This is a genomic window from Peribacillus sp. NPDC097675 (genome assembly GCF_050277655.1).
Lineage (GTDB): Bacteria > Bacillota > Bacilli > Bacillales > DSM-1321 > Peribacillus.
Window position 1 is genome coordinate 171,977 of the sequence record NZ_JBNNSK010000003.1, and the last position, 22,176, is coordinate 194,152.

At 41.0% G+C, this 22,176-nt stretch carries 21 protein-coding genes; 19 read left to right on the forward strand and 2 right to left on the reverse strand.

The window, feature by feature from the left end; all coding sequences use genetic code 11:
- The first annotated feature begins 5 nt into the window (after positions 1–5).
- Positions 6–1,241, forward strand: coding sequence for a multidrug effflux MFS transporter (locus tag ACQKL5_RS06290; RefSeq protein ID WP_427607277.1), 1,236 nt, complete (start codon positions 6–8; stop codon positions 1,239–1,241).
- 117 nt (positions 1,242–1,358) lie between these two features.
- Here the strand turns inward: ACQKL5_RS06290 and ACQKL5_RS06295 are convergent, their stop codons facing one another.
- Positions 1,359–2,144: an SDR family oxidoreductase gene (locus ACQKL5_RS06295; protein ID WP_427607279.1), complete on the reverse strand. Its 786-nt coding sequence runs from the start codon at positions 2,142–2,144 to the stop codon at positions 1,359–1,361.
- Between the two features lie 202 nt (positions 2,145–2,346).
- On the opposite strand from ACQKL5_RS06295, the gene ACQKL5_RS06300 reads away from it, so the two are divergent.
- The 3 genes from ACQKL5_RS06300 to ACQKL5_RS06310 all read left to right on the forward strand — a co-directional run bounded on the left by ACQKL5_RS06300 (position 2,347) and on the right by ACQKL5_RS06310 (position 4,895).
- Positions 2,347–3,333 (forward strand): Gfo/Idh/MocA family protein, encoded by a 987-nt coding sequence (locus ACQKL5_RS06300; protein WP_427607281.1) that lies wholly within the window; start codon positions 2,347–2,349, stop codon positions 3,331–3,333.
- A 110-nt stretch (positions 3,334–3,443) separates the two neighbouring features.
- Positions 3,444–3,752, forward strand: coding sequence for an iron-sulfur cluster assembly accessory protein (locus ACQKL5_RS06305; RefSeq protein ID WP_427607283.1), 309 nt, complete (start codon positions 3,444–3,446; stop codon positions 3,750–3,752).
- 21 nt (positions 3,753–3,773) lie between these two features.
- Positions 3,774–4,895 carry an NADH-dependent flavin oxidoreductase gene (locus tag ACQKL5_RS06310; RefSeq protein WP_427607285.1) on the forward strand — a complete coding sequence of 374 codons (1,122 nt, stop codon included), beginning with the start codon at positions 3,774–3,776 and terminating at the stop codon, positions 4,893–4,895.
- A gap of 58 nt (positions 4,896–4,953) precedes the next feature.
- On the opposite strand, the gene ACQKL5_RS06315 is transcribed toward ACQKL5_RS06310, so the two are convergent.
- The gene (locus ACQKL5_RS06315) at positions 4,954–5,712 is read right to left on the reverse strand and encodes a CPBP family intramembrane glutamic endopeptidase (protein WP_427607286.1); all 759 of its coding nucleotides are present in this window, start codon (positions 5,710–5,712) and stop codon (positions 4,954–4,956) included.
- 599 nt (positions 5,713–6,311) lie between these two features.
- Between ACQKL5_RS06315 and ACQKL5_RS06320 the strand changes: the two genes are divergently transcribed.
- From ACQKL5_RS06320 to ACQKL5_RS06390, 15 genes are all read left to right on the forward strand, one after another.
- The gene (locus ACQKL5_RS06320) at positions 6,312–7,958 is read left to right on the forward strand and encodes a SulP family inorganic anion transporter (protein WP_427607287.1); all 1,647 of its coding nucleotides are present in this window, start codon (positions 6,312–6,314) and stop codon (positions 7,956–7,958) included.
- Between the two features lie 81 nt (positions 7,959–8,039).
- Positions 8,040–8,453, forward strand: coding sequence for a MerR family transcriptional regulator (locus tag ACQKL5_RS06325; protein WP_427607289.1), 414 nt, complete (start codon positions 8,040–8,042; stop codon positions 8,451–8,453).
- A gap of 148 nt (positions 8,454–8,601) precedes the next feature.
- The gene (locus ACQKL5_RS06330) at positions 8,602–10,116 is read left to right on the forward strand and encodes a carboxylesterase/lipase family protein (protein WP_427607291.1); all 1,515 of its coding nucleotides are present in this window, start codon (positions 8,602–8,604) and stop codon (positions 10,114–10,116) included.
- Positions 10,117–10,149: 33 nt separating this feature from the next.
- Positions 10,150–11,436 carry a kynureninase gene (kynU, locus tag ACQKL5_RS06335; protein WP_427607293.1) on the forward strand — a complete coding sequence of 429 codons (1,287 nt, stop codon included), beginning with the start codon at positions 10,150–10,152 and terminating at the stop codon, positions 11,434–11,436.
- Between the two features lie 14 nt (positions 11,437–11,450).
- On the forward strand, positions 11,451–12,800 hold the full coding sequence (locus ACQKL5_RS06340) for an amino acid permease (RefSeq protein WP_427607295.1): 1,350 nt from the start codon (positions 11,451–11,453) through the stop codon (positions 12,798–12,800).
- A 16-nt stretch (positions 12,801–12,816) separates the two neighbouring features.
- On the forward strand, positions 12,817–13,662 hold the full coding sequence (kynA, locus tag ACQKL5_RS06345; protein WP_427607297.1) for a tryptophan 2,3-dioxygenase: 846 nt from the start codon (positions 12,817–12,819) through the stop codon (positions 13,660–13,662).
- Between the two features lie 24 nt (positions 13,663–13,686).
- A complete protein-coding gene (kynB, locus tag ACQKL5_RS06350; protein WP_427607299.1) occupies positions 13,687–14,313 on the forward strand; it encodes an arylformamidase in 627 nt (208 codons plus the stop codon).
- Between the two features lie 15 nt (positions 14,314–14,328).
- Positions 14,329–14,982 (forward strand): nicotinate (nicotinamide) nucleotide adenylyltransferase, encoded by a 654-nt coding sequence (gene nadD, locus ACQKL5_RS06355; protein ID WP_427607301.1) that lies wholly within the window; start codon positions 14,329–14,331, stop codon positions 14,980–14,982.
- Between the two features lie 370 nt (positions 14,983–15,352).
- Complete coding sequence (locus ACQKL5_RS06360; protein WP_427607302.1) at positions 15,353–16,387, forward strand: sulfate ABC transporter substrate-binding protein; 1,035 nt, start codon at positions 15,353–15,355, stop codon at positions 16,385–16,387.
- A 74-nt stretch (positions 16,388–16,461) separates the two neighbouring features.
- Complete coding sequence (gene cysT / locus ACQKL5_RS06365; RefSeq protein ID WP_427607303.1) at positions 16,462–17,301, forward strand: sulfate ABC transporter permease subunit CysT; 840 nt, start codon at positions 16,462–16,464, stop codon at positions 17,299–17,301.
- An 8-nt stretch (positions 17,302–17,309) separates the two neighbouring features.
- Entirely contained in the window at positions 17,310–18,194 is an 885-nt protein-coding gene (gene cysW / locus ACQKL5_RS06370; RefSeq protein ID WP_427607305.1) for a sulfate ABC transporter permease subunit CysW, read from the forward strand.
- Between the two features lie 11 nt (positions 18,195–18,205).
- Positions 18,206–19,270 carry a sulfate/molybdate ABC transporter ATP-binding protein gene (locus ACQKL5_RS06375; RefSeq protein ID WP_427607306.1) on the forward strand — a complete coding sequence of 355 codons (1,065 nt, stop codon included), beginning with the start codon at positions 18,206–18,208 and terminating at the stop codon, positions 19,268–19,270.
- Between the two features lie 505 nt (positions 19,271–19,775).
- A complete protein-coding gene (locus tag ACQKL5_RS06380; protein WP_427607308.1) occupies positions 19,776–21,101 on the forward strand; it encodes a PcsB-like coiled-coil domain-containing protein in 1,326 nt (441 codons plus the stop codon).
- A gap of 189 nt (positions 21,102–21,290) precedes the next feature.
- The gene (locus ACQKL5_RS06385; RefSeq protein ID WP_427607539.1) at positions 21,291–21,746 is read left to right on the forward strand and encodes a hypothetical protein; all 456 of its coding nucleotides are present in this window, start codon (positions 21,291–21,293) and stop codon (positions 21,744–21,746) included.
- Positions 21,734–22,033: a YxcD family protein gene (locus ACQKL5_RS06390; protein ID WP_402964636.1), complete on the forward strand. Its 300-nt coding sequence runs from the start codon at positions 21,734–21,736 to the stop codon at positions 22,031–22,033. The genes ACQKL5_RS06385 and ACQKL5_RS06390 overlap by 13 nt, the downstream gene beginning before the upstream one ends.
- Positions 22,034–22,176: the final 143 nt, after the last annotated feature.

Here is a 22,176-nt window from a genome sequence, read left to right on the forward strand (position 1 = left end):
TTTTAATGGAATTGCGAGATGCAATTTACGAAAATAACAAGATGAAGACAACTAAAAAGTTATGGTTGGCACTCATGCTCGGTTCCTTTGCAGCAATCGGCCCATTATCACTTGATATGTATTTGCCAGGTCTGCCTACGCTTGCAAATGATCTTAAAAGCACTACGTCTTTGGCTCAGCTCAGCTTGACCGCTTGTTTATTAGGCTTGGCATTAGGTCAGATATATTTAGGCCCTCTTAGTGATGCGAAGGGAAGACGGATACCATTAATTATTTCCTTGTCGGTTTATAGCGTATCTTCACTGCTTTGCGCTTTTTCTCCTTCTATTGAAATACTTTTATTATTACGGTTTATCCAGGGGACTGCCGGTGCAGGAGGAATTGTCATTTCCCGGGCCAATGTCCGTGATCTTTTTTCTGGTACGGATTTGACCAAGTTCTTTTCAATGTTAATGCTAGTTAACGGGGCAGCACCGATTTTGGCACCTGTTTTCGGTGGGCAGCTGCTACAGTTCACATCTTGGCGAGGCGTTTTCGTCGTCATTTGTGCGCTAAGTGTTCTTATGGTTGCTGCTGCTTTTTGGGGAATAAAGGAAACGCTCTCGGAAGATTTGCGGAGTGTTGGGGGAGTAACCAATACAATGCGAACTTTCGGAGATTTATTGAAAAATCGTGTGTTTATGGGATATGCCTTTTCTCAAGGATTTGTTACGGCTGCTATGTTTGCGTATATCTCAGGCTCCCCTTTTATACTCCAAAATATCTATGATATCACCCCGCAAACATTCAGCGTGATTTTTGCGATAAATGGGATGGGAATCATCATTGCTTCCCAGGTGACTGGTAGACTGGCTGGGAAGATAAAAGAAGAAAGACTCCTTCAGATAGGGTTATGCCTTGCATTATTTGGAGGGATATTCCTACTCGTCTCTATCATTCTAGGAGTGGGGAATGCAGGAATTTTAATAGCTTTATTTCTATCCGTTTCCAGCGTTGGAATAGTGGGAACAACCAGTTTTGCATTAGCGATGCAGGATCAGAAGAAAACAGCTGGAAGTGCTTCAGCTTTAATAGGTCTTTTCCCATTTGTACTAGGTTCGTTCATGGCCCCCTTAGTCGGAATTGGCGGAGATGATTCACCTCTGCCGATGGGGATTGTGATGGTGAGTTGTCACGTTATCGCAATGTCTTCTTATCTATTCATTGCAAGAGGGGGCATGAGAAAAGCGGTTGAAGAATAAAGACTGCTACGGGAATATATTATCTTTTTTTTCGGATATTACTCTATAATCACACAAAAATGAAGAGGCAGGCACGTTATAAAAATCAACGTATCTGCCTCTCTATTTATTCGTTTCTTATAATAGGGATTCCGCTCCGTCAATATACACTTCGGTTCCTGTAACGTGGGAGGACATGTCTGACGCAAGAAATAAAACAAGGTCACCTGCTTGTTCGATAGTACCAGCTTTCCTGGCGAGTGGCTGAGAACCTTCAGGGTATTCAATCGGGATTTTGATTTTTTCCAAGTTTTCATCTTCCGGATAAGTATTGTCGTGGATGTTCGTATCGATGGAGCCTGGGCAGATGATATTGACGCGAATTTTATACTTGGCCAATTCGAGTGCCGCCATCTTGCCAAAAGCGACCTGACCTGCTTTGGATGAACTATATGCAGAGAAGCCGAAGTTCTTGAAGAAGCGGTTCCCGTTAATGGAACTGTTAATGGTGATACTGCCGCCAGTTTCCTTCATATAGGGAATGGCGTACTTAATGGTAAGGAAGGTGCCTTTCAGGTTGATGCTGAGTGTTTGATCCCAATCTTCAGGCTTGATATCTTCAATGGGCGCAATCACCCCGTTGATGCCAGCATTGGCAAAAACGAAATCGATTTTGCCAAAATGTTCGAAGGCAGCCTGGAAAGCCTTCTCGACCTGTTCGGGTTGAGAAACATCCGTTTTGATGATTAACGCCTCACTTCCGAGGTTTTCCACTTCTTCCTTAACCTTTTGGGCATTTTCAACTGTACGGTCAAAAAACACAATATTCGCACCATTTTCTGCAAGCTTTAGGGCTGCACCTCGGCCTATTCCCGATCCGCCACCTGTGATGATCGCTACTTTATTCTTCATCAGATCTGTCATTGATTTCACAATCTCCTTTTTTAGTTTACTTTCGGTAAGGTAGTATGCAGAAACATCATGGCAGTAGTCATAGAACGAGTATAAAGGAAAATAGACTGAAAAATCCAATTAAAACCCATAATATATAGCATTTCTCTTTATTTTTTATTATAGTATCGTTATATTGAGGACAAAGTCAGTTTTTTTATAGGGGGAACCAACAATGATACGGTTTGGGATTATCGGTACCAATTGGATTACAGAGCGTTTTTTGAATGCGGCAAGACACGTGGAAGATTTTTCTTTGGCTGCCGTCTATTCACGTACAGAAGAAAAGGCTAAGGAATTTGCGGAAAAGTATGGGGTCCGACATACATTTACAGACTTGGAGCAAATGGCGAGCAGCTCTGAAATTGATGCGGTCTATATCGCCAGTCCCAATTCTCATCATAGCCAACAAGCGGTGTTATTTTTACAGCATAAAAAACATGTTTTATGTGAAAAGCCATTAGCTTCGAATGTGGCAGAAGTGAAGGAAATGATACAGGCAGCACAACAAAATGAAGTGCTTCTTATGGAAGCAATGAAATCAACACTGATGCCGAGTTTCAAAAGCCTCGAGAAAAACATCGGTAAAATCGGTAAAGTCCGCCGTTACCAAGGAGGCTATTGTCAATATTCCTCCCGTTACGACGCTTATAAAGAGGGAACGATACTAAATGCGTTCAATCCGGAATTTTCCAGCGGCTCCCTGATGGATTTGGGGATCTACGCCATTTATCCGCTTGTCGTTCTTTTTGGTAGACCGAATAAAATCCAGGCCTCTGGTACATTATTAGAATCAGGAGTGGACGGCCAGGGCACCATTTTGCTTTCCTACGATGAGATGGAAGCCACAGTGAGATTTTCCAAGATCACTGAGTCCAATCAACCTTCTGAAATACAGGGAGAATTAGGCACCATACTCATTGACAAGATATCCAGTCCCGAAGCAGTCGACATCACGTATCGTGATGGGACAGGGGAAAGCCTTTCCGTTAAACAGGATTTGCCCCCGATGTATTATGAAACGAAGGAATTTGTTGAACTGATTCAGCAAGGGCAAACGGAATCGAAACAGAATTCATTTGCAAATTCTTTATTAACGATGGAAATCATGGATGAAGCCAGGAAACAGATAGGCATAGTTTTTCCTGCTGACCGAAACTAAGCATTATATTAGACATGACTCAAGAAAAAGCGTATAAATGGATGTTACAGAATACCTATTAATGGGTAGGATTTTAGTACATAGAAATTTCATTTGGTGGAGGAATTAATATGCAATGCAAGATTAACCGAAATGCGGCAAAGGTTTTAAAAAATATGTTGAGTAGCGAAGACGCAGAAGGAAAAATGATCCGCGTCTATATCTCGCATATGCATGGAGATCATGCACACTATGAAATGAAGCTTGACGTTCCGACCGAGCATGATGAAATTGTCAAAACGGATAAGGACATCGATATATTGCTGGATTCACGTGAAGAATTCTTAGACGGGATTTGGATCAAATATTTCTACGTGCCGGAAGAAGGGTTCGAAATTACCAATCCGTTGAAAGAACCTCAAGGCCATCACCACCATTAATAGTTTAGGGGGAAAATAAGCATGACAGAATTATATGAAAAACTTTTTCAACCATATAAATTTTCTTCTGGTGTTGAAGTGAAAAATCGGATCATGTTGGCACCGATGACTCATTATTCATCAGATGATCAAGGGTACGTCACGGAAGAGGAATTGGCTTATTATGGAGAACGTTCAGCAGGCGTCGGTACGGTCATTACGGCATGTGCTTATGTAATAGCCGGTGGAAAAGGCTTCCCGGGGCAATTCAGTGCGGATGACGATGCATTCATCCCTTCTCTCCGAAAAGTGGCAGAAACCATTCAAGGCAAAGGGGCCAAGGCCATTTTGCAAATCTATCATGGTGGTCGACAAAGCCCACCTGATTTATTGCCGGATAAACAACCTGTTTCTGCAAGCAGCGTTGCTTCGAGCGAAGGAGCTCCTGTACCTCGTGAAATGACGGAAGCCGAAATTCAAGAAGTGATTAAAGCGTTTGGTGAAGCAACGAGAAGAGCCATTGAAGCGGGCTTTGACGGCGTCGAGATACATGGTGCCAATACGTATTTATTGCAGCAATTTTTCTCACCTCATTCTAACCGTCGCACAGATAAATGGGGAGGAACACTTGGAAAACGAATGATTTTCCCGCTTTCCATCGTTAATGAAGTAGAAAAAACAGTGGCAGAACATGCGAAAAGCCCGTTTGTTATCGGCTATCGCATTTCGCCTGAAGAGGGCAGTGAGCCCGGCATCACTTTGGATGATACGCTTCAATTCGTCGATCGACTTGCAAACCAAAACCTGGATTATATCCATGTATCGGTAGGCCATTTCTGGAACGGCTCATTCCGTGAGAGTGATAGAACAGAATCAAGAATCGTTAAAATTTATGAAAAAGTGGGCAATCGGATTCCAGTGGTCGGAGTAGGTGCCCTTCATACACCTGAAGAAGTGGCAGAAGCCATGGAAACAGGGGTTCCATTCATTGCATTAGGCAGGGAACTGCTTATGGAACCATACTGGATTGAGAAAATCAAGTCTGGTAAAGAAAAGGAAATCCGTACGACCCTTTCGAAAAAGGATCAAGAGGAATTAGTCATTCCAGATCCGCTTTGGGAGAAACTGGTGAATGTTAAAGGCTGGCTTCCAGTCGTAGACTGAGTGTGAATAATCGTGTAACCCGTCCTGTTGCTGGACGGGTTTTTTTTATGGATAAAACTTATCGATCGAGTGTAACGGAAGAATGGGACCCTATATTCTTTTTCCTAAATATAAGCAAAGCGATTATATACATAATGAGTATGGCGATCAAAATCAAATCGTTCATTCGTATGGTGGCTACGTCCGATACGTTCTGTCCGGTATATTGCAAAAAGTTATGAAGAAAGTGAAAGATGATCGGGATGATGATTGATCGTGTTTGAACGACTAATAAGGCTAGAACCAGACCTACCAGTAACGCGTAGAACACTTGTATAAAAACAGAAAAGGACGGATTTTGAAATGCTTGGGCAAGGTGTCCGAAGCCGAAGAATAAACTTGAAACGATGATAGCCTTGATTTCTCCCTTTGGCAGAAGAATCTTAATCATCAAGCCGCGAAATACCGATTCCTCGACAAAGGCATTCATGATAATGCCCATGCTTAGGAAGAGCAAATAGGAAGAGGATGGAACAGATATTCCATTGTTGAAGACGACAAGAAGTATCAAGAAGAAGAGTAAGGGTGCATATAAAACCCATTCTTGAATCCTTAAATCCCTGAGTGAATGAAAATAAAAAGTTCGCCATTGCTTTTTTATGGTGAAATATAGAATCAAGAGGAGTGCTAGCGGAATGAAGCCCATAAATGGCGCAATAGGGTTGCTTATTTTTGTTATTTCAGTGATTGCAGCTCCTATTGATACAAAAAGTAATGTGATGATTTCAAGTCCGATAAGAATTAAATAAGGTCGTTTGAATGTCAGTTCATTTTTCATTTATAAGTCATCATCTCCCATGGTTTGTGTTAAATATTCGGCATACATTTGGAAAATCCTTCTTATTTTCATCTGTTGTTACTTACCAGTTAAGTTCAACAGGTAAGCTTAGAAAAGGGAGACACACAATCCACATTAGAAGACAAAAAACATCGATCATTTCATCTGGTTTTTAAATGGATAATCTGTTCAGGTATATGGTCTCGTATTCAATCTTCCTAAAACTGGTTATGATGTCCGACACCTAATTTACTAGTGTAGAAACATGGTCCCATTTTGTCATGAAAACGTAATGAAATGTAAAAAAATGTTTACAATGTATGTAATGTACAGTTTAACGTTTTACTATATAATGTTTGGAACATGGTTAAAGCCATGAAAAAACACGGCAAAGGAGACTACGTATGACAGTTACTTCTTTCAATCTATCAAATCCCCATAGGGTTACAGTAAACAGGAAATATTCAAGGCTCCCCTCACACTATTTCTTTTTCTAAGATACGAAACTAAAACGCTACCTCAAATACGTAAAAAACAATCTTCAATAATCGTTTTCATTTATAGTATGACTAAAAAAATAGAGGATGTGAGTGAGTTATATGATAAAGGATAATAGATTTAAAGGATATAACATGAAAGGTTTTCAAAAGGACCTTACGGCAGGTCTAGTGGTGGGAGTGGTAGCCATCCCTCTGGGACTAGCTTTTTCCATTGCATCAGGAGTTGAACCTATATATGGATTATATACAACAATCTTTGCAGGCATTCTGATTTCGCTTTTAGGTGGATCAAAGTATCAAATCGGCGGTCCAACTGGAGCTTTTGTTCCGTTGCTATTTGGAATCGTTATGCAATATGGATATGAGAGTCTACTCATTGCCGGGTTCCTAGCCGGCATTATGCTGGTGGTGATGGGGTTGCTAAGATTGGGGAATCTGATGAAGTTCATTCCCCGCCCGGTTATTATTGGTTTTACTACAGGGATTGCAATCATAATCTTTTCTGGGCAAATTGCTAACTTCTTCGGGATGAAGGTGGAGAAACATGAAGCGTTCTTAGCTAATATGAAAGAACTGGTGGTTAAAGCGGAAACGATTAATGTTTATAGCATAGGAGTAGCCCTTATATGCTTTATCGTCATCCTATTTGGACCGAAAATACTTCCAAAAGTGCCTGGACCGCTTCTAGGGTTACTTGTATCTACAATAGTCAGCTTCTATTTCTTCCCCAATAAAGTGGCTACGATTGGATCGACATATGGAGCGATTCCAAGAGGTTTTCCTGAATTTAAAGTGCCAGAGGTTTCGGTGGAAATCATTATCAATCTTCTCCCGGTGGCGCTTACCATAGCATTATTAGGAGGAATTGAGTCTCTGTTATCAGCAACCGTGGCAGATAACATGGGTGGTTCAAAACACGATAGCAATAAGGAATTAGTCGGTCAAGGTATAGCAAACATGGCTACACCATTCTTTGGTGGAATCCCGGCTACAGGTGCCATTGCCAGGACGGCTACAAACATCAAGACTGGAGCTGTTTCACCAATGTCAGGGATTATCCATGGCATCGTGGTCTTGATGGTCCTGCTCGTCTTATCTCCTTATGCCACACATATACCTTTAGCCAGCATGGCGCCAATACTGATGTTTGTTGCTTGGAACATGAGCGAACGGAAGGAATTTGCTCATGTATTGAAGACGAAATCGGCTGATTCGATTGTATTATTGGTGACATTCCTGGTCACTGTTTTAACCGATCTCATCATGGGCGTTGGTATCGGATTGGTCATTGCCTTTGTCACCTTTATCATCAAGATGAGCCACTCGTTAAAAATCAGAGAAAGAAGTCATGAGGTTTATCCGGAGATCATTCCTAGTGGTAGTACGAAATCAAGAATAGATGTTTATAATTTGGAAGGTCCTTTATTCTTTGGATCCATTGATGTACTGGAATCTAATATATTGGAAAACCTGGATAATAAGACGAGCGTCTTGGTATTGAGTATGCGAAGGGTTTCCTATATGGATACCTCAGCCGAGGCCGCACTTTTAGCCGTTGTTGATCGCATTAGGAAATACAAAGGAAAACTAGTGATTTCGGGAATTCAGCAACAACCTAAGGACTTGCTAATCCGTACTGGGTTATATCATAAAATAGAAAAAAAGCATTTCTTTAAATCGAAGGAAGAAGCCTTATATTTTGCCAAGCAACAGGTAGATGTAAAATCAGATCATGTAGTCTCATAGCTTTAAACCTAAAGTCACCTTTTTGGTTTATTATGGTATAGTTACCGTAGTAGGAGATTATAAAAGAAGGTGACTGTCTGGATGAAGTTATATCGGATTGGCCAGCTTGCTGAACTTGCTAATGTTTCAAGGAGAACCATTGACTATTACACGAACTTGGGAATGCTTACCTATGAAAAAACCGGATCTAGGTATCGATATTATACGGAGGATGCGCTCGAACGACTTAGTATGATAGAACGATATAAAGAACAGAATATGCCCCTTACCGAAATCAAGGAACGGCTGCATATCTGGTCGGGTATATCTGTCGATTCGGGAGAGGTATTAGCAAAAATCGAAAAGATATCATCAAACCTAGAAGATTTGGAGCGGGATATTCTTGAATTGAAGCCGCTCTTGGACAAGCTGGATGAGCAGCAGTTGAAATTTGCCGTTGGGCAGCTTTCTATTAGAGGAGGATCTTTGTTAAGCATCATGAGTATGCTTACTTAAACAAGCGCTATTCCTTGTACAAAAAAGACCATTTTGGTCTTTTTTGTGTTTCACGTAGCATCCATGAAAACTTTTTTCGACAAAATGGAAGGAGATAAGGGAATGAGAAAAGAAGAACTATAAGTATACGATTAGAAGGGGTGAGTGGATGATTGGTTCAATTGTAACGACGACAAAAGGACATCTTCAAGGAACTGTCGAAAATGGTATAAGTGTTTGGAGAGGCGTCAGGTATGCAAAAGCTCCAATCGATGGATTACGTTTTCGTTCCCCGGAACCGGTGGAGAAATGGAATGGAGTGTTGGATGCAACCGATTACGGTGCAGTTCCGCCACAACCGATGGAACGTGCTGTCCGGTTGGGAATGACAGGCAATGAAAAAATGGAGGAGGATTGTTTATTCCTGAATATATGGTCTCCTAATGCGGACAATCAGAAGCGGCCGGTCATGGTATGGATTCCAGGAGGAGCCTATATTACGGGGGCGGGATCCATCGATATGTACAATGGACATATATTAGCTGGAAATGGAGACATCGTGGTAGTAAGCATCAATTATCGGTTAGGTGCATTAGGATATTTGGATTTTACGGAGTGGACTGAAGGTGATGGGGCATTTGAATCAAACTTAGGTTTACGGGATCAAGTCGCTGCGCTGAAATGGGTAAAGGAGAATATAGAAGCGTTTGGAGGGGACCCGGACAATGTTACGGTATTCGGAGAATCAGCTGGGGGGAATGCCGTTACGACATTACTCACTGTACCTTCTGCAAGAGGGCTTTTTAAACAGGCTATCGTGGAAAGCTCTGCCCCAACTTCCGTTTATGGAAAAGACTTCGCACGACAGTTCAGCCAAAAGTTTCTTGATATCCTCGGTATCGGGGAGAATGAAATAGACGCTCTAAAAACACTTCCTGTTCATGAAATTGTGGCAGCTTCATATACTCTATTGCAGCAAAACTCACAAGATATCCCTGGCTCGCTCTCCTTTGGTCCGGTAGTTGATGGTGATTTTCTACCCGATTATCCTTTGGAAATGATTCGTTCGGGCGCAACTACAGGTATTCCCCTTCTTATTGGTACAAACAAGGATGAAGCGACTTTGTTTGACCAAGTGGATCCCCCATTAATTCCTACAACCAGAGAATTGATTCATAAAATGTTTGAAAATACAGATCCTGAAGCTGAGGAGAGAATTACCAGCGCTTATCTATCCTATCCAAAAAAAGAAGCGACACTTGGTATGGGACGTGATGCCATATTTCATATGCCTTCGGTTTGGTATGCTGAGGCATATAGTCGTCAAGATAAAACATGGATGTATCGTTTTGATTACCAAACCCCTGCTCTAAAAGCTAGTAAACTAGGTGCGACGCATGGAATGGATATTTTATACGTCTTCCAGACATTTGATTCGGCATTAGGGAAACGAATGACTGCTTTCGGTGGTAAGCGTGCAGCCTTGAAAGTGTCACAGAGAATTCAAGGTCATTGGATTAATTTTGCGAAATATGGAAACCCCAATCCGCCAGAAGGAGAAATCTGGCCCAAATATGACGAAATCAATCATTATACGATGATTTTTAATAAGCGGGATTATATAGAGAAAGATCCCAATAGAATGATTCGTTTGGCTTGGGAGGGTGTAGGGATGTATAAATGAAAGAAAATCTTTATGGAAGAAAAGGGGAAAAATATGAGTACATATCATTTTCAATCAACGAAAGAATTTGCAGGGGATTTGGACCATGGTGACGCTTTAGCCAATTATCGGGAGGAATTTTACTTGAATCCTGGGAAAATCTATATGGATGGAAATTCATTAGGGCTATTGTCGAAGCGAGCGGAGAAAAGTTTATTGAAATCATTGGAAGATTGGAAGAGTTACGGAATCGAGGGTTGGACGGAAGGCGAGGAACCTTGGTTTTATTTCTCTGAGAGATTAGGAGAATTAAGTGCTCCTTTGGTAGGGGCAGCAAGTGATGAAGTGATTCTGACTGGTTCGACGACTAGTAACCTTCATCAGCTTGTGGCAACTTTTTTTGAACCAATGGAGGGAAGGAACAAGATATTGGCGGATGAGCTGACGTTTCCAAGTGATATTTATGCGCTTCAAAGTCAGCTATTGCTACACGGCCTTGATCCAGAAACACATTTAGTGCAGGTAAAGAGCCGTGATGGTAAACTTCTTATGGAAGAAGACATCATCTCTGCAATGTCTGAGGAAATAGCTTTGATCGTGTTGCCGACGGTTTTGTATCGCAGCGGGCAGATTCTGGATATGGCACGATTAACAAAGGAAGCACATGCTCGAGGAATCATCATTGGATTTGATGGCTGCCATTCGGTTGGTGCTGTTCCGCACCAATTTGATGAGTGGGAGGTCGACTTTGCATTTTGGTGTAATTACAAGCATGTGAATGGTGGCCCGGGAAGCGTCGCCGGTTTGTATGTGAATCGAAAGCACTTTGAAAAGAGACCAGGGTTGACTGGTTGGTTCGGGTCAAAAAAGGATAAGCAGTTCGATATGTTGCACTCTTTCTCGAAGGCAGAGACAGCAGGAGCTTTTCAAATTGGAACTCCACATATATTAAGCATGGCCCCGCTTGCCGGCTCGCTTGAAATGTTTGCCGAAGTGGGTATCGAACAGGTTCGGAAGAAATCATTACGTTTGACGCAATATTTGATGGACTTGATTGATTCCGAACTGGTTGAGTACGGATTTACACTAGGCAGCCCTCGTGATGACCAGCAAAGAGGTGGCCATATTATCCTCGAGCATCAAGAATCAGCAAGGATATGTAAAGCACTGAAAAAAGAGGGTGTCATCCCGGATTACCGCGAACCGAACATGATCCGTCTCGCGCCTGTCTCCCTCTATACCTCTTATCGGGAAGTGTGGGAAACGGTACAGATACTTAAAAAAATTATGCAAGGGAAGTTATATGAGAGTTATGAAAATATACGGGGAATCATCGCCTAGTCTGGAAAGAAAAAATGGAAAATAATAAATTGAAAAGAGAGTTATCAACCAATCAAATCACAATGATTGCAATGGGTTGTGCCATTGGGACCGGATTGTTTTTAGGAAGCGGTCTAGCCATATCATTAGCCGGCCCAAGCGTACTGATTAGCTATGCGGTTGGTGCGTTCATTGTTTTGCTACTGATGGGATGCTTGGCCGAAATAACAGTGGCTTACCCAACCTCAGGATCTTTTGGAACGATTGCCGAGAAGTACATCAGTCCACTTGCAGGTTTTCTTGTACGGTATTCATATTGGATAGCCAATGTCCTTGCCATAGGAGTCGAAGTCAGCGCCATCGCGGTGTATATGAAATACTGGTTCCCTGATGTGCCAGGGATTGTATGGATTTTTATTTTTGCCGCCTTGCTCATCTATGTAAATGCGACGAGTGTAAATACTTTTGGGAATTTTGAATATATATTTTCCATGATTAAAGTCAGCGCCATCGTCATTTTTATCTTACTTGGAGCAAACGTAGTAATTGGTGCGGAACCGGCGTCCAGTATCGGTGTGGAGAACTATGTCAATGCCGGTGGATTCATGCCATTCGGGTTTTGGGGTCTCTGGATAGCGATCTTCATCTCGCTCTTCAGCTTTTTAGGAACAGAAATGATTGCAGTAACGGCAGGAGAAGCGAAAGACCCGGATGTCGCTGTACCAAGGGCTCTAAAGGCAACCGTCTTCAGGTTAGCCACCTTTTATGTACTGACAATCGGACTTATGTTAATGATCGTACCGTGGCAAGAAGCGGGGGTGGATGTAAGTCCGTTCGTGAAAGTCATGGAGATATTAAATATTCCCGGAGCTTCGGGAATCATGAATTTCATCATTTTGACGGCAGCATTATCGGCGATGAATAGTCAGTTATATGCCTCCACAAGAATGGTCTTTTCATTATCTGAACAAAAACAGGCACCGGCATTCTTTAGGAAAGTAAGCCGAAAAGGGGTCCCTGTGCGCGCACTGCTCATCTCGACTTTGGGCATTTTCCTGGCTGCGGGGATAAAAGTCATCCTTCCGGATACGTCCTATGCGTTCATGATGGGGATTTCAATGTTCGGAGCCATTTTTACTTGGTTCATGGTGTTCATTTCTCATTTGGTTTTCAGGAGAAACTGGGAAAAAGCAGGAGGGCGTCAATTACCTGTGAAAATGTACGGCTATCCTTATTTAACGATACTTGGAGCGATTTTACTATTGGCTTTAACGATAACAACTTGGTTCACTGAATCGTTTAAAATCGTTCTGCAGTTTGGAATTCCTTGGTTGATTTTTCTTTGTGTCACTTACATGTTGATGATGAAGGTAAAAAGAACGTAAGGGGAGTGGCGCTTATATGGATAAGGATTCAATGGAAGAGAGTCGCTTGGAAGAAGGAATGGTTACGGATTTTGAAAAAGAGATGTCCTATGGGGACTATCTGCAATTGGATCAAGTACTAGCTAGCCAGAGGTTGCTTTCCGGACATCATGACGAAATGCTATTCATCGTTATCCACCAAACCAGCGAATTATGGATGAAGTTGATTCTTCATGAATTGACAGCGGCTACAGAGCTTATCAAGGAGGGAAGGTTGGAGCCTTCATTCAAGATGTTATCGCGGATTTCAAGAATTCAACAGCAACTTGTTCAGTCATGGAATGTGCTCTCCACCTTGACCCCATCGGATTACATGGAATTCAGGGATAAGCTTGGTAACTCATCCGGTTTTCAATCCTTTCAAAACCGAATGATTGAATGTGCCATGGGACAAAAAAACAAGCGAATCTTGGCCGTGTTTCGCCATCAGCCTGCCCTTTATGAATCAGTAATGGCTAGCTTGAATAAGCCTAGTATTTATGACGCGGCAATTGGAGCACTAGCTGCGAGGGGTCTTTCTATTGATGAATCCATACTGAAAAGAGATTGGTCAGAGCCTTACTTGGAAAATGAAAGTGTCGAGCAAGCTTGGTTGGCGGTATACCGAGATGTGCACCAATATTGGGATTTATATGAATTGGCTGAAAAACTAGTGGATATAGGCAGCCAGCAGCAGTTTTGGCGTTTTAATCATATGAGCACGGTAGAGCGGATTATTGGACAAAGAATGGGAACAGGGGGTTCTACTGGTGTAAATTATTTGAAAAAAGTGGTGGAACAGCCATTCTTCCCTGAACTTTGGACACTTCGAACAAAATTGTAAGTAAAATGATGGGAGAGATAACGGATGAATAAATGGATAGATATTTCTCAGGTGCTGAATGAACACACGCAATGTTGGCCAGGAGATACGCCCTACTCCTACCATTTGAATGCCGAAATAACCATGGGTTCCTCAGTAAATGTTGGGGAAATTAGGATGAGTACACATTTAGGAACACATATTGACGCCCCTTTTCATTTTGATAATGAAGGTAAAAAAATCATCGAGCTCGATTTGGAGTTATATATTGGGCCAGCACTTGTTGTTCATGTCGATGTTGATAAAAGCATAGGAGTGGAGGCTTTAGTTGACATCGACCTGAATGGGATTGAAAGATTAATACTTGCTACAGGGAAATGGAAGGATCGCAGGCACTTTCCAATGGAGATTCCAGCGATCGATCCGGATTTAGCACCTTATCTTGCTGACAAAGGAGTGAAGTTGCTAGGGTTGGATCTTCCTTCTGTGGATTTTCTGGATAGTAAAGACTTACCTGCGCATCTTGCCTTAGGAAGTGTTGGCATTCACATTTTGGAAGGCTTAGTTCTAGAAAGTGTAGAGACGGGCCTATATGACTTGATTGCACTACCGCTTGCTTTGGAAAAAGGAGATGGCAGTCCGGTCAGAGCGGTGTTGAAAAGGAAGGACTAAGGGAGGAGGGGTTAAATGAGCAAGATTGGAATTTATGGATCTTCATTCGATCCTGTCACCAATGTACATTTGTGGACGGCTTCGACCATCGCTCATCGTGCCAAGCTGGATAAGGTCATTTTTTTACCTTGCGCCAATAACCGGGTTGATAAACAGATGAAAACAAGCAATGAACACCGCTGGAATATGCTAGGCTTGGCCATTAAGGACAACCCGCTATTCGAAGTGAGTGATTATGAGATAAACGAACGAGCTGGGACGAGCAAACAGTATACGTGGTATACGATGGAATACTTTAAAGCCCAGTATCCGGATGATGAGGTTTATTTCATCATGGGTGCCGACTTGCTTGAAGATATTGATAATCAGGAATTACCGGTGCATCTCCGTTGGAAATTCAGAGAAAAGTTGATTGCGAATCATAAATTCATTGTCATGGCACGAGAGGGAATAGATATGCTGAAAGTCATCTCCAAGAGCCCTTTGCTGAGAAACTATGATGATGGCAATACTTTTCACTTTATCGATAAAGGCCTCTCCATGGAAATCAGTTCAACATATATAAGAGATGAGTTCAGTATGGGTGGAGAGCCAAGGTATTTACTGCCGGATCTTTGTTATCGGTATATTATAGAAAACGAGTTATATAAAAAAACTCATACAGTATAATCAAAGCAAGAACCCATTCGCTCATGTGATATGGGTTCTTTTCATATGTAGATTATTTTTGGAGCATAAAAGATTAGTCGCAATTTTTTAAAAAATATGAAGAAAAATTTAAATTATAGTGGAGGCTGAAATCCCTGTGGGAAAGGGTTTAACAGTATGATGGATCATTTGAATGAACTAGATAAGAGGAGAGTGAAGAAAAAAACATAGTTGACAACTTGGGATACTTTGTTTTATGGTAATGATACATAAAAATGGAAAACAGAATATTTGCTGATCAGTAAACTGAAGGCATACTATCTCCTGATTTTAAAGAGGGAATAGTATGCCTATTTTGTTTAAAGAAAGTTGAAAAACAGGGGGAAAACTTATGAAAAAAATCTTGGCATTTTCAAGCTTGGTTTTAGCATTTGGTGTGCTTGCCGGTTGTAACTCTGAAAAGACTGAAGGAAAAGATGGGAAGCCAAAATCAGTTGAATTATTGAATGTGTCCTATGATCCCACTCGTGAATTGTACCAAGAATACAATAAATCATTCGCGAAACATTGGAAGGAAGAATCCGGTCAGGATGTTACGATTCAGCAATCGCATGGCGGATCAGGTAAACAAGCGAGAGCGGTCATTGATGGATTGGAAGCGGATGTCGTAACTCTTGCGTTGGCCTACGATATCGATGCCATTCATGAAGCTAGTAACCTTTTAGCAAAAGATTGGCAAACACGCTTACCGGAAAATTCGACGCCTTACACGTCAACCATCGTGTTCTTAGTGAAAAAAGATAACCCGAAAGCTATTAAAGACTGGGATGACTTGATTAAGAAGGATGTTTCTGTCATTACCCCGAACCCTAAGACGAGTGGTGGGGCAAGGTGGAATTACTTGGCCGCTTGGGCTTTTGCTGAGAAGAAGTTCAATAATAACGAAGCCAAAGTAAAGGATTTCATGAAAAAACTTTATCAAAATGTTGAAGTTTTGGATTCCGGGGCCAGGGGTGCGACGACTACATTCGTGGAACGGGAAATCGGTGACGTGTTAATTGCTTGGGAAAATGAAGCGTATCTAACACTGAAGGAATTCGGTGATGATAAGTATGAAATCGTGAATCCCTCGATCAGTATTTTAGCTGAACCTCCAGTTGCGGTCGTGGATAAAGTGGTCGAGAAAAAAGGAACGAAGAAAGTTGCGGAAGCCTATTTAGAATACTTATATACGGATGAAGGTCAGGAAATAGCCGCCAAGAATTTCTATCGTCCAAGGGATGAAAAGATTCTGGCGAAATACAAAGAACAGTTTGCCGACATTGATATGGTAACGGTTGACGAGAAGTTCGGTGGCTGGAGTAAAGCCCAGAAAACGCATTTCAATGATGGTGGGACATTTGACGAAATCTATCAACCAAAATAAGAGTGAAAGGAGAAGATGTGATTTTTTCACCTCTTCTCCTTCACTAATTAAGCAGAAAGAGCTGGGGAGATACCATGAATGTAGCGACTGAAATTAAGCGGAAGAAAAAAAGAACGATACCTGGTTTTGGGCTGACGATGGGATTAACTTTGCTGTATTTATCCGTTATCGTATTAATTCCCCTATCCATGATTTTTTTGAATACATTTTCAATGGGATTAAAGGACTTTTGGGAGACCATCACTGAACCCAGGGTCGTTGCTTCCTATCGATTAAGCTTTTTGACAGCCCTAACTGCAGCCTTTGTGAATGCGGTTTTTGGCGTTTTAATTGCCTGGGTCTTGACAAGGTATGAGTTTCCAGGAAAACGGATCATCGATGGTCTGGTCGATTTGCCTTTTGCCCTTCCAACGGCAGTTGCAGGCATTACATTAACCACTTTATACTCACCGAACGGGTGGATTGGACAGTTTTTTGGATTCAAGATTGCCTTTACACCTATCGGGATTATCATTGCCCTCATTTTTATCGGTCTTCCCTTCGTTGTAAGAATGGTTCAACCCGTGCTTGAAAATATAGAAAAGGGGATGGAAGAAGCATCTGCTTCACTAGGGGCTAACCGAATGCAGACATTTATTAAAATAATATTTCCTGAATTGGTCCCTGCTATATTGACGGGATTTGCCCTATCCTTTGCGAGGGCACTTGGGGAGTATGGATCGGTTGTGTTCATTGCCGGCAATATGCCTTTTAAGACAGAGATTTCCCCCCTGATCATCATGACAAAGCTTGAACAGTATGACTATGAAGGGGCAACGGCTGTCGCGACGGTTATGCTAGTGATTACATTTTTGATTCTGCTCACCATTAATATCTTGCAATGGTGGACCAGTAGAAGATATTCAGCGAAATAGGAGGGAGCATGTTGACCAATCATAATCCTGTGGTTACAACAAATAAACCAGTCAATTTAACAATAAATGCGACGAAGGAGCCAAAATATATCCAATGGACACTCATTTCCATTGTTCTGCTATTTTTGACTTTATTTTTAGTCGTTCCACTAATTGCGATCTTTGTAAAAGCCTTTGAAAAGGGTGCGGATGCCTATTTCGCGGCAATTGCTCATCCAGATTCTTTAGCTGCTATTAAATTGACGTTAATCGTTGTCCTTATCACATTACCTCTGAATGCCCTATTCGGGGTAGTGGCGGCATGGACAATCACAAAATATGATTTTAAGGGGAAAAACTTTTTAGTAACGATGATTGATCTTCCCTTTTCCGTTTCGCCGGTCATTGCCGGTTTGATTTTTGTTCTATTATTTGGTCTGCATGGAGCGCTTGGTTCATTTTTGCAGGCGTACGATATTAAAGTGATTTTTTCCATTCCAGGCATTGTCATTGCCTCCCTATTCATTACCTTTCCATTCATTGCACGTGAATTAATTCCACTGATGCAAAGCCAGGGAACTTCTGAAGAAGAGGCCTCCCTGACACTTGGAGCGGGAGGATTCAAGACCTTCTGGTATGTAACGTTGCCTAATATTAAATGGGGATTGTTATATGGAATCATTTTATGTAATGCGAGGACAATCGGGGAATTTGGGGCCGTTTCAGTCGTATCAGGCCATATACGCGGCATGACGAATACGATGCCCCTTCATATTGAAATCTTATACAATGAATATCAATTTTCAGCTGCTTTTGCCGTAGCGTCGTTAATGTCCATTTTTGCGATTATAACATTGATTTTAAAGAGTTTAATAGAATGGAAAACGGACATTAAATCCACAAAATCCAGGTAGGGGGATTTAAAATGAGCATCATCATCAAAAACGTCACAAAATATTATGAATCGTTCCAAGCTCTCCAAGATATCAATCTAGAAATAAAAAGTGGCGAGCTCGTGGCATTGCTTGGTCCCTCGGGTTCGGGAAAAACATCCTTGCTGCGCATCATAGCCGGTCTTGAACAGGCGGAAAACGGACATATATTATTTAATGAAGAGGATTACACAAATAAGCACGTGAAGGATAGGAATGTCGGTTTTGTTTTTCAGCATTATGCCCTTTTCCGAAATATGACCATTTTCGATAATGTTGCATACGGATTAAAGGTACGCCCTAGGAAAATAAGACCTAGCAAAAAAGCGATAGAAGAAAAAGTTACCGAGTTACTTCAACTCGTCAAGTTGGAAGGATATAAAGATCGTTACCCATCTCAATTATCAGGTGGTCAGCGCCAGCGTGTCGCATTGGCCAGGGCCCTTGCCGTAGAGCCGAATATTCTTTTACTTGATGAACCATTTGGGGCACTGGATGCCAAAGTCCGCAAAGAACTTAGGCGATGGTTAAGAAAGCTTCATGATGAATTCCAAGTCACGAGTGTCTTTGTAACACATGATCAGGAAGAAGCGATGGATGTCGCTGATCGTGTCGTCATCATGAATGAGGGGAAAATAGAACAGATTGGAACACCAGATGAAGTATACGAACATCCAAAGAATCCATTTGTTTACGATTTTCTTGGCAGCGTCAATCTATTCAAAGGAAAGGTTCATCAAGGGAAGCTGGCAACGGGCAATGTGGAAATTCATGTTCCAGACAGCGAGGATGGAGAGAGTACAGGGTACGTAAGGTCACATAATTTCATTATCGAGAAAGGACCATCCGATGTAGATTCTATTGAATCCGTCATCGATCATATTCATGCAATCGGACCAATTGTCCGCATTGAGGTGATTCGTCAGGACATTAATGAACCGCTTGAAATCGAACTTACAAAAGACCAATTCCATCAGCTTTCCTTGAAAAAGGGAGATATCGTCTTTGTTCGTCCGAAAGAGTTGAAAGTCTTCGTTGACTATATGGCAGGAATTTAAAGTTCAAATAATGCATAATAAAAAACCGCCCGTGCGGTTTTTTATTATGCATTATTTCGCTTCTAACACACTGGATATCTTCCTTTGTCATCGGTGTTCTTTTTCTGAAGTGGGTAAATTCTGTAACTATCATAAGTTGTAGTTCTTCCTAACTAACAATTGGATAGATTATCTTGTTGAGATTTATCGATTACCAGAAGGGCATTGTCAAAAAATGGTTTGTATATCTCGAAGAAATGTCGAAAATAAATGTTTAATGTTAAAAATGAAATGTAATTGTAATATTGCTATTACGTAATTGACAAAAACCGATGATATACTACGTATTAGGTAAGTAGCTTAGTAAAAATCTGTATTTTATGTAATCTTACATCAATCTTAGAAATATACATAATGGCTTTTAAAAATAGAGAAGAGATTCCTGTAATAAAATTGATTGCTATTTTCTTAGATAAAAAGAAATGGGTCAATAGAATTGCTAGGGAAGAAAGTAGGGGAAATAAGTTTGAAGAAAAAGTTACTCGTATTAAATACAACTATAATGCTCGGTTTAGGGAGCATTTTTGCCTCGCCAATGGTTAAAGCTGAATCGATTTCAGATATTCAGTCAGAACGTGCTGGAATTCAGTCTGATATTTCAGATGCAGAAAAAGTAATCCAGGAATTGCAGAATGAGCAATCAAAAATGGATACTCGAATAAATGAAATCGTTAAAGCGATGAAAGAAAACGATAAAAAAATTAAAAAAACAAAAAAAGAAGTAACCGAAACGGAAAAAGACATTGATGCTTTGAAGAAAGAAATTACTGTTTTAGAGGAAAGAATCGCTAAACGCGAAGAAATCCTTAAAGAACGTGCTCTTTCATTCCAAGAGAGCGGCGGGGACGTTAATTATCTGGAAGTGGTTTTAGGTTCTACTAGTTTTCGTGACCTTGTTGACCGTGTTGGAGCAGTTGCAGCTATTGTTGAAGCGGATCAAGAGATTCTTAGCCAGCAAGAAGCGGATAAAGCTGAGCTAGTAGAAAAACAAGAATCCGTAGAGAAGAAATTAAAGAGCCTTAAAGATATGCAAGTTGACCTTGAAGGCATGAAAGCGCAAATTAAGGAACAAAAAGCAGCTAGCTTAAAAATGAAGGAAAAGTTTGAAAAGAAACAGCTTGAAACAGAAGCGCTTAAAAAGGACTTAGAGAATGAAGACGCGGATTTAGAAGCGAAATTAGCAACGATTCGTGAAAACATTAAAAAGGAAGAAGAACGCAAAGCTGCTGAAAAAGCGGAATTGAACCGTGCAGCGGAAGATGTTCAGGAATCTTCTACTAGTAACGTTGAGTCTTCTTCAAGTTCAACAAGCTCTACTAAAGGTGAAACTTCAACAAGCTCATCTAAAAATAGTTCTACAACAAACTCAAAGAATGACAGTAAAGCTACAGTCGCTCCAAGCAGTGCTAATGTAGGTTCTGCCATTACAGCAGGCTATAAATACATTGGTAACTCAACGTATGTATTCGGTGGCGGTAGAACGGCTTCCGACATTGCAAATGGCCGATTCGATTGCTCAGCATTTGTTGCTTGGGCTTACAAACAAGCAGGTGTGAATCTACCACCGAGTACAGGTGCTTTGACTGGTGCCGGAAAACAAGTTTCAAAAAGCCAGATGCAACCTGGAGATTTAGTATTCTTCAATACGTATAAAACTGATGGTCACGTTGGTATTTACATTGGAGGCGGCAAGTTCATTGGTTCTCAAAGTTCGACCGGTGTCGCTATTGCTAACATGAGCAGCGGATATTGGGCAGGCGTATTTAATGGACGTGTAGTTCGAGTGAAGTAATAGTGTCAAAATGAGCAGGGTGATGATCACCCTGCTCATTTTTTTAAAAAAAAGTGAAACTTATTTTGATTAATAACGTAAATACTATTAAGATGAATTAAGGATAGGTGATGTGGATTTAATTTGAATACCTGCTGACATTTAATCAAACAACATTCCTACTACTAAAAACGGAGGCAAAAAAACATGATGAAAAAAATTATGGCTGCTTTACTTACTATCACATTAGCTTTCTCACCAGTTGGAGCCTATGTATTCCAAGACCACTCGCAATCTGCTGATGCAAGAGGTTATAAATCTGGGAAAAGAAGCTTTAACAATAATAACTCGAATAACAATACGAATAACAATTCCATTTTCCAAAACAAGCAAAAGAATAAATCCGATACAACAAATAATGCGAAAACTAATACCAAGACCGGCAAATCGTTTACCAAGGGCGGTTTAATGAAAGGACTTATGCTAGGGGGACTTGCAGGATTACTTTTTGGTAGTCTATTTGCCAATATGGGAGCGTTAGGTTCTATTCTTGGGCTGTTAATCAACGTAATAGCAATCGTTGTAATCGTGGCTATTATCCGTAAAATTTTCGTCTATTTCAAAGATAAAAAGAAAAAAGAGGATCCAAACCCATGGAGAGGCTAAGAATTTCTGAACAAGACATCATCAATGCAGTGTGTGTCTACATTGCTCGTAAAAAACAGGTCGAGCCGAATGAAGTTGAAGTAGAGTTGATGTATGATGATGATTACGGCTTCTCAGCGGAAACGTTCGTTGATGGCAGAAAGCAAGTGTTGATTACAATCAATTTGATTGAAGCACTTCGTTTATGGCTTGATGAGTATTTAAACATTGACCCATATTCAGGAATCGAGCTTGTATTGGATGATGAAGAAGGTATTGTTGCCTTAATAAGTGAAAGTAATAAGTAAACAAAAAGGATGTTCCATGGGAACATCCTTTTTGTATTCTTTGCCTTACCACTATCCTATTAGATGAAAGGATAGTATATGGTGAATGTTATCCTCTAGTTGCCAAAAGCTTCTTTGACTAGTAGGATAAATGTAAGTTTGTG

Coding starts and splice junctions, on each gene's coding strand:
- ACQKL5_RS06290 (WP_427607277.1), top strand. CDS start 6: ATGGAATTGCGAGATGCAATTTACGAAAATAACAAGATGAAGACAACT.
- ACQKL5_RS06295 (WP_427607279.1), bottom strand. CDS start 2,144: ATGACAGATCTGATGAAGAATAAAGTAGCGATCATCACAGGTGGCGGA.
- ACQKL5_RS06300 (WP_427607281.1), top strand. CDS start 2,347: ATGATACGGTTTGGGATTATCGGTACCAATTGGATTACAGAGCGTTTT.
- ACQKL5_RS06305 (WP_427607283.1), top strand. CDS start 3,444: ATGCAATGCAAGATTAACCGAAATGCGGCAAAGGTTTTAAAAAATATG.
- ACQKL5_RS06310 (WP_427607285.1), top strand. CDS start 3,774: ATGACAGAATTATATGAAAAACTTTTTCAACCATATAAATTTTCTTCT.
- ACQKL5_RS06315 (WP_427607286.1), bottom strand. CDS start 5,712: ATGAAAAATGAACTGACATTCAAACGACCTTATTTAATTCTTATCGGA.
- ACQKL5_RS06320 (WP_427607287.1), top strand. CDS start 6,312: ATGATAAAGGATAATAGATTTAAAGGATATAACATGAAAGGTTTTCAA.
- ACQKL5_RS06325 (WP_427607289.1), top strand. CDS start 8,040: ATGAAGTTATATCGGATTGGCCAGCTTGCTGAACTTGCTAATGTTTCA.
- ACQKL5_RS06330 (WP_427607291.1), top strand. CDS start 8,602: ATGATTGGTTCAATTGTAACGACGACAAAAGGACATCTTCAAGGAACT.
- kynU (WP_427607293.1), top strand. CDS start 10,150: ATGAGTACATATCATTTTCAATCAACGAAAGAATTTGCAGGGGATTTG.
- ACQKL5_RS06340 (WP_427607295.1), top strand. CDS start 11,451: ATGGAAAATAATAAATTGAAAAGAGAGTTATCAACCAATCAAATCACA.
- kynA (WP_427607297.1), top strand. CDS start 12,817: ATGGATAAGGATTCAATGGAAGAGAGTCGCTTGGAAGAAGGAATGGTT.
- kynB (WP_427607299.1), top strand. CDS start 13,687: ATGAATAAATGGATAGATATTTCTCAGGTGCTGAATGAACACACGCAA.
- nadD (WP_427607301.1), top strand. CDS start 14,329: ATGAGCAAGATTGGAATTTATGGATCTTCATTCGATCCTGTCACCAAT.
- ACQKL5_RS06360 (WP_427607302.1), top strand. CDS start 15,353: ATGAAAAAAATCTTGGCATTTTCAAGCTTGGTTTTAGCATTTGGTGTG.
- cysT (WP_427607303.1), top strand. CDS start 16,462: ATGAATGTAGCGACTGAAATTAAGCGGAAGAAAAAAAGAACGATACCT.
- cysW (WP_427607305.1), top strand. CDS start 17,310: ATGTTGACCAATCATAATCCTGTGGTTACAACAAATAAACCAGTCAAT.
- ACQKL5_RS06375 (WP_427607306.1), top strand. CDS start 18,206: ATGAGCATCATCATCAAAAACGTCACAAAATATTATGAATCGTTCCAA.
- ACQKL5_RS06385 (WP_427607539.1), top strand. CDS start 21,291: ATGAAAAAAATTATGGCTGCTTTACTTACTATCACATTAGCTTTCTCA.
- ACQKL5_RS06390 (WP_402964636.1), top strand. CDS start 21,734: ATGGAGAGGCTAAGAATTTCTGAACAAGACATCATCAATGCAGTGTGT.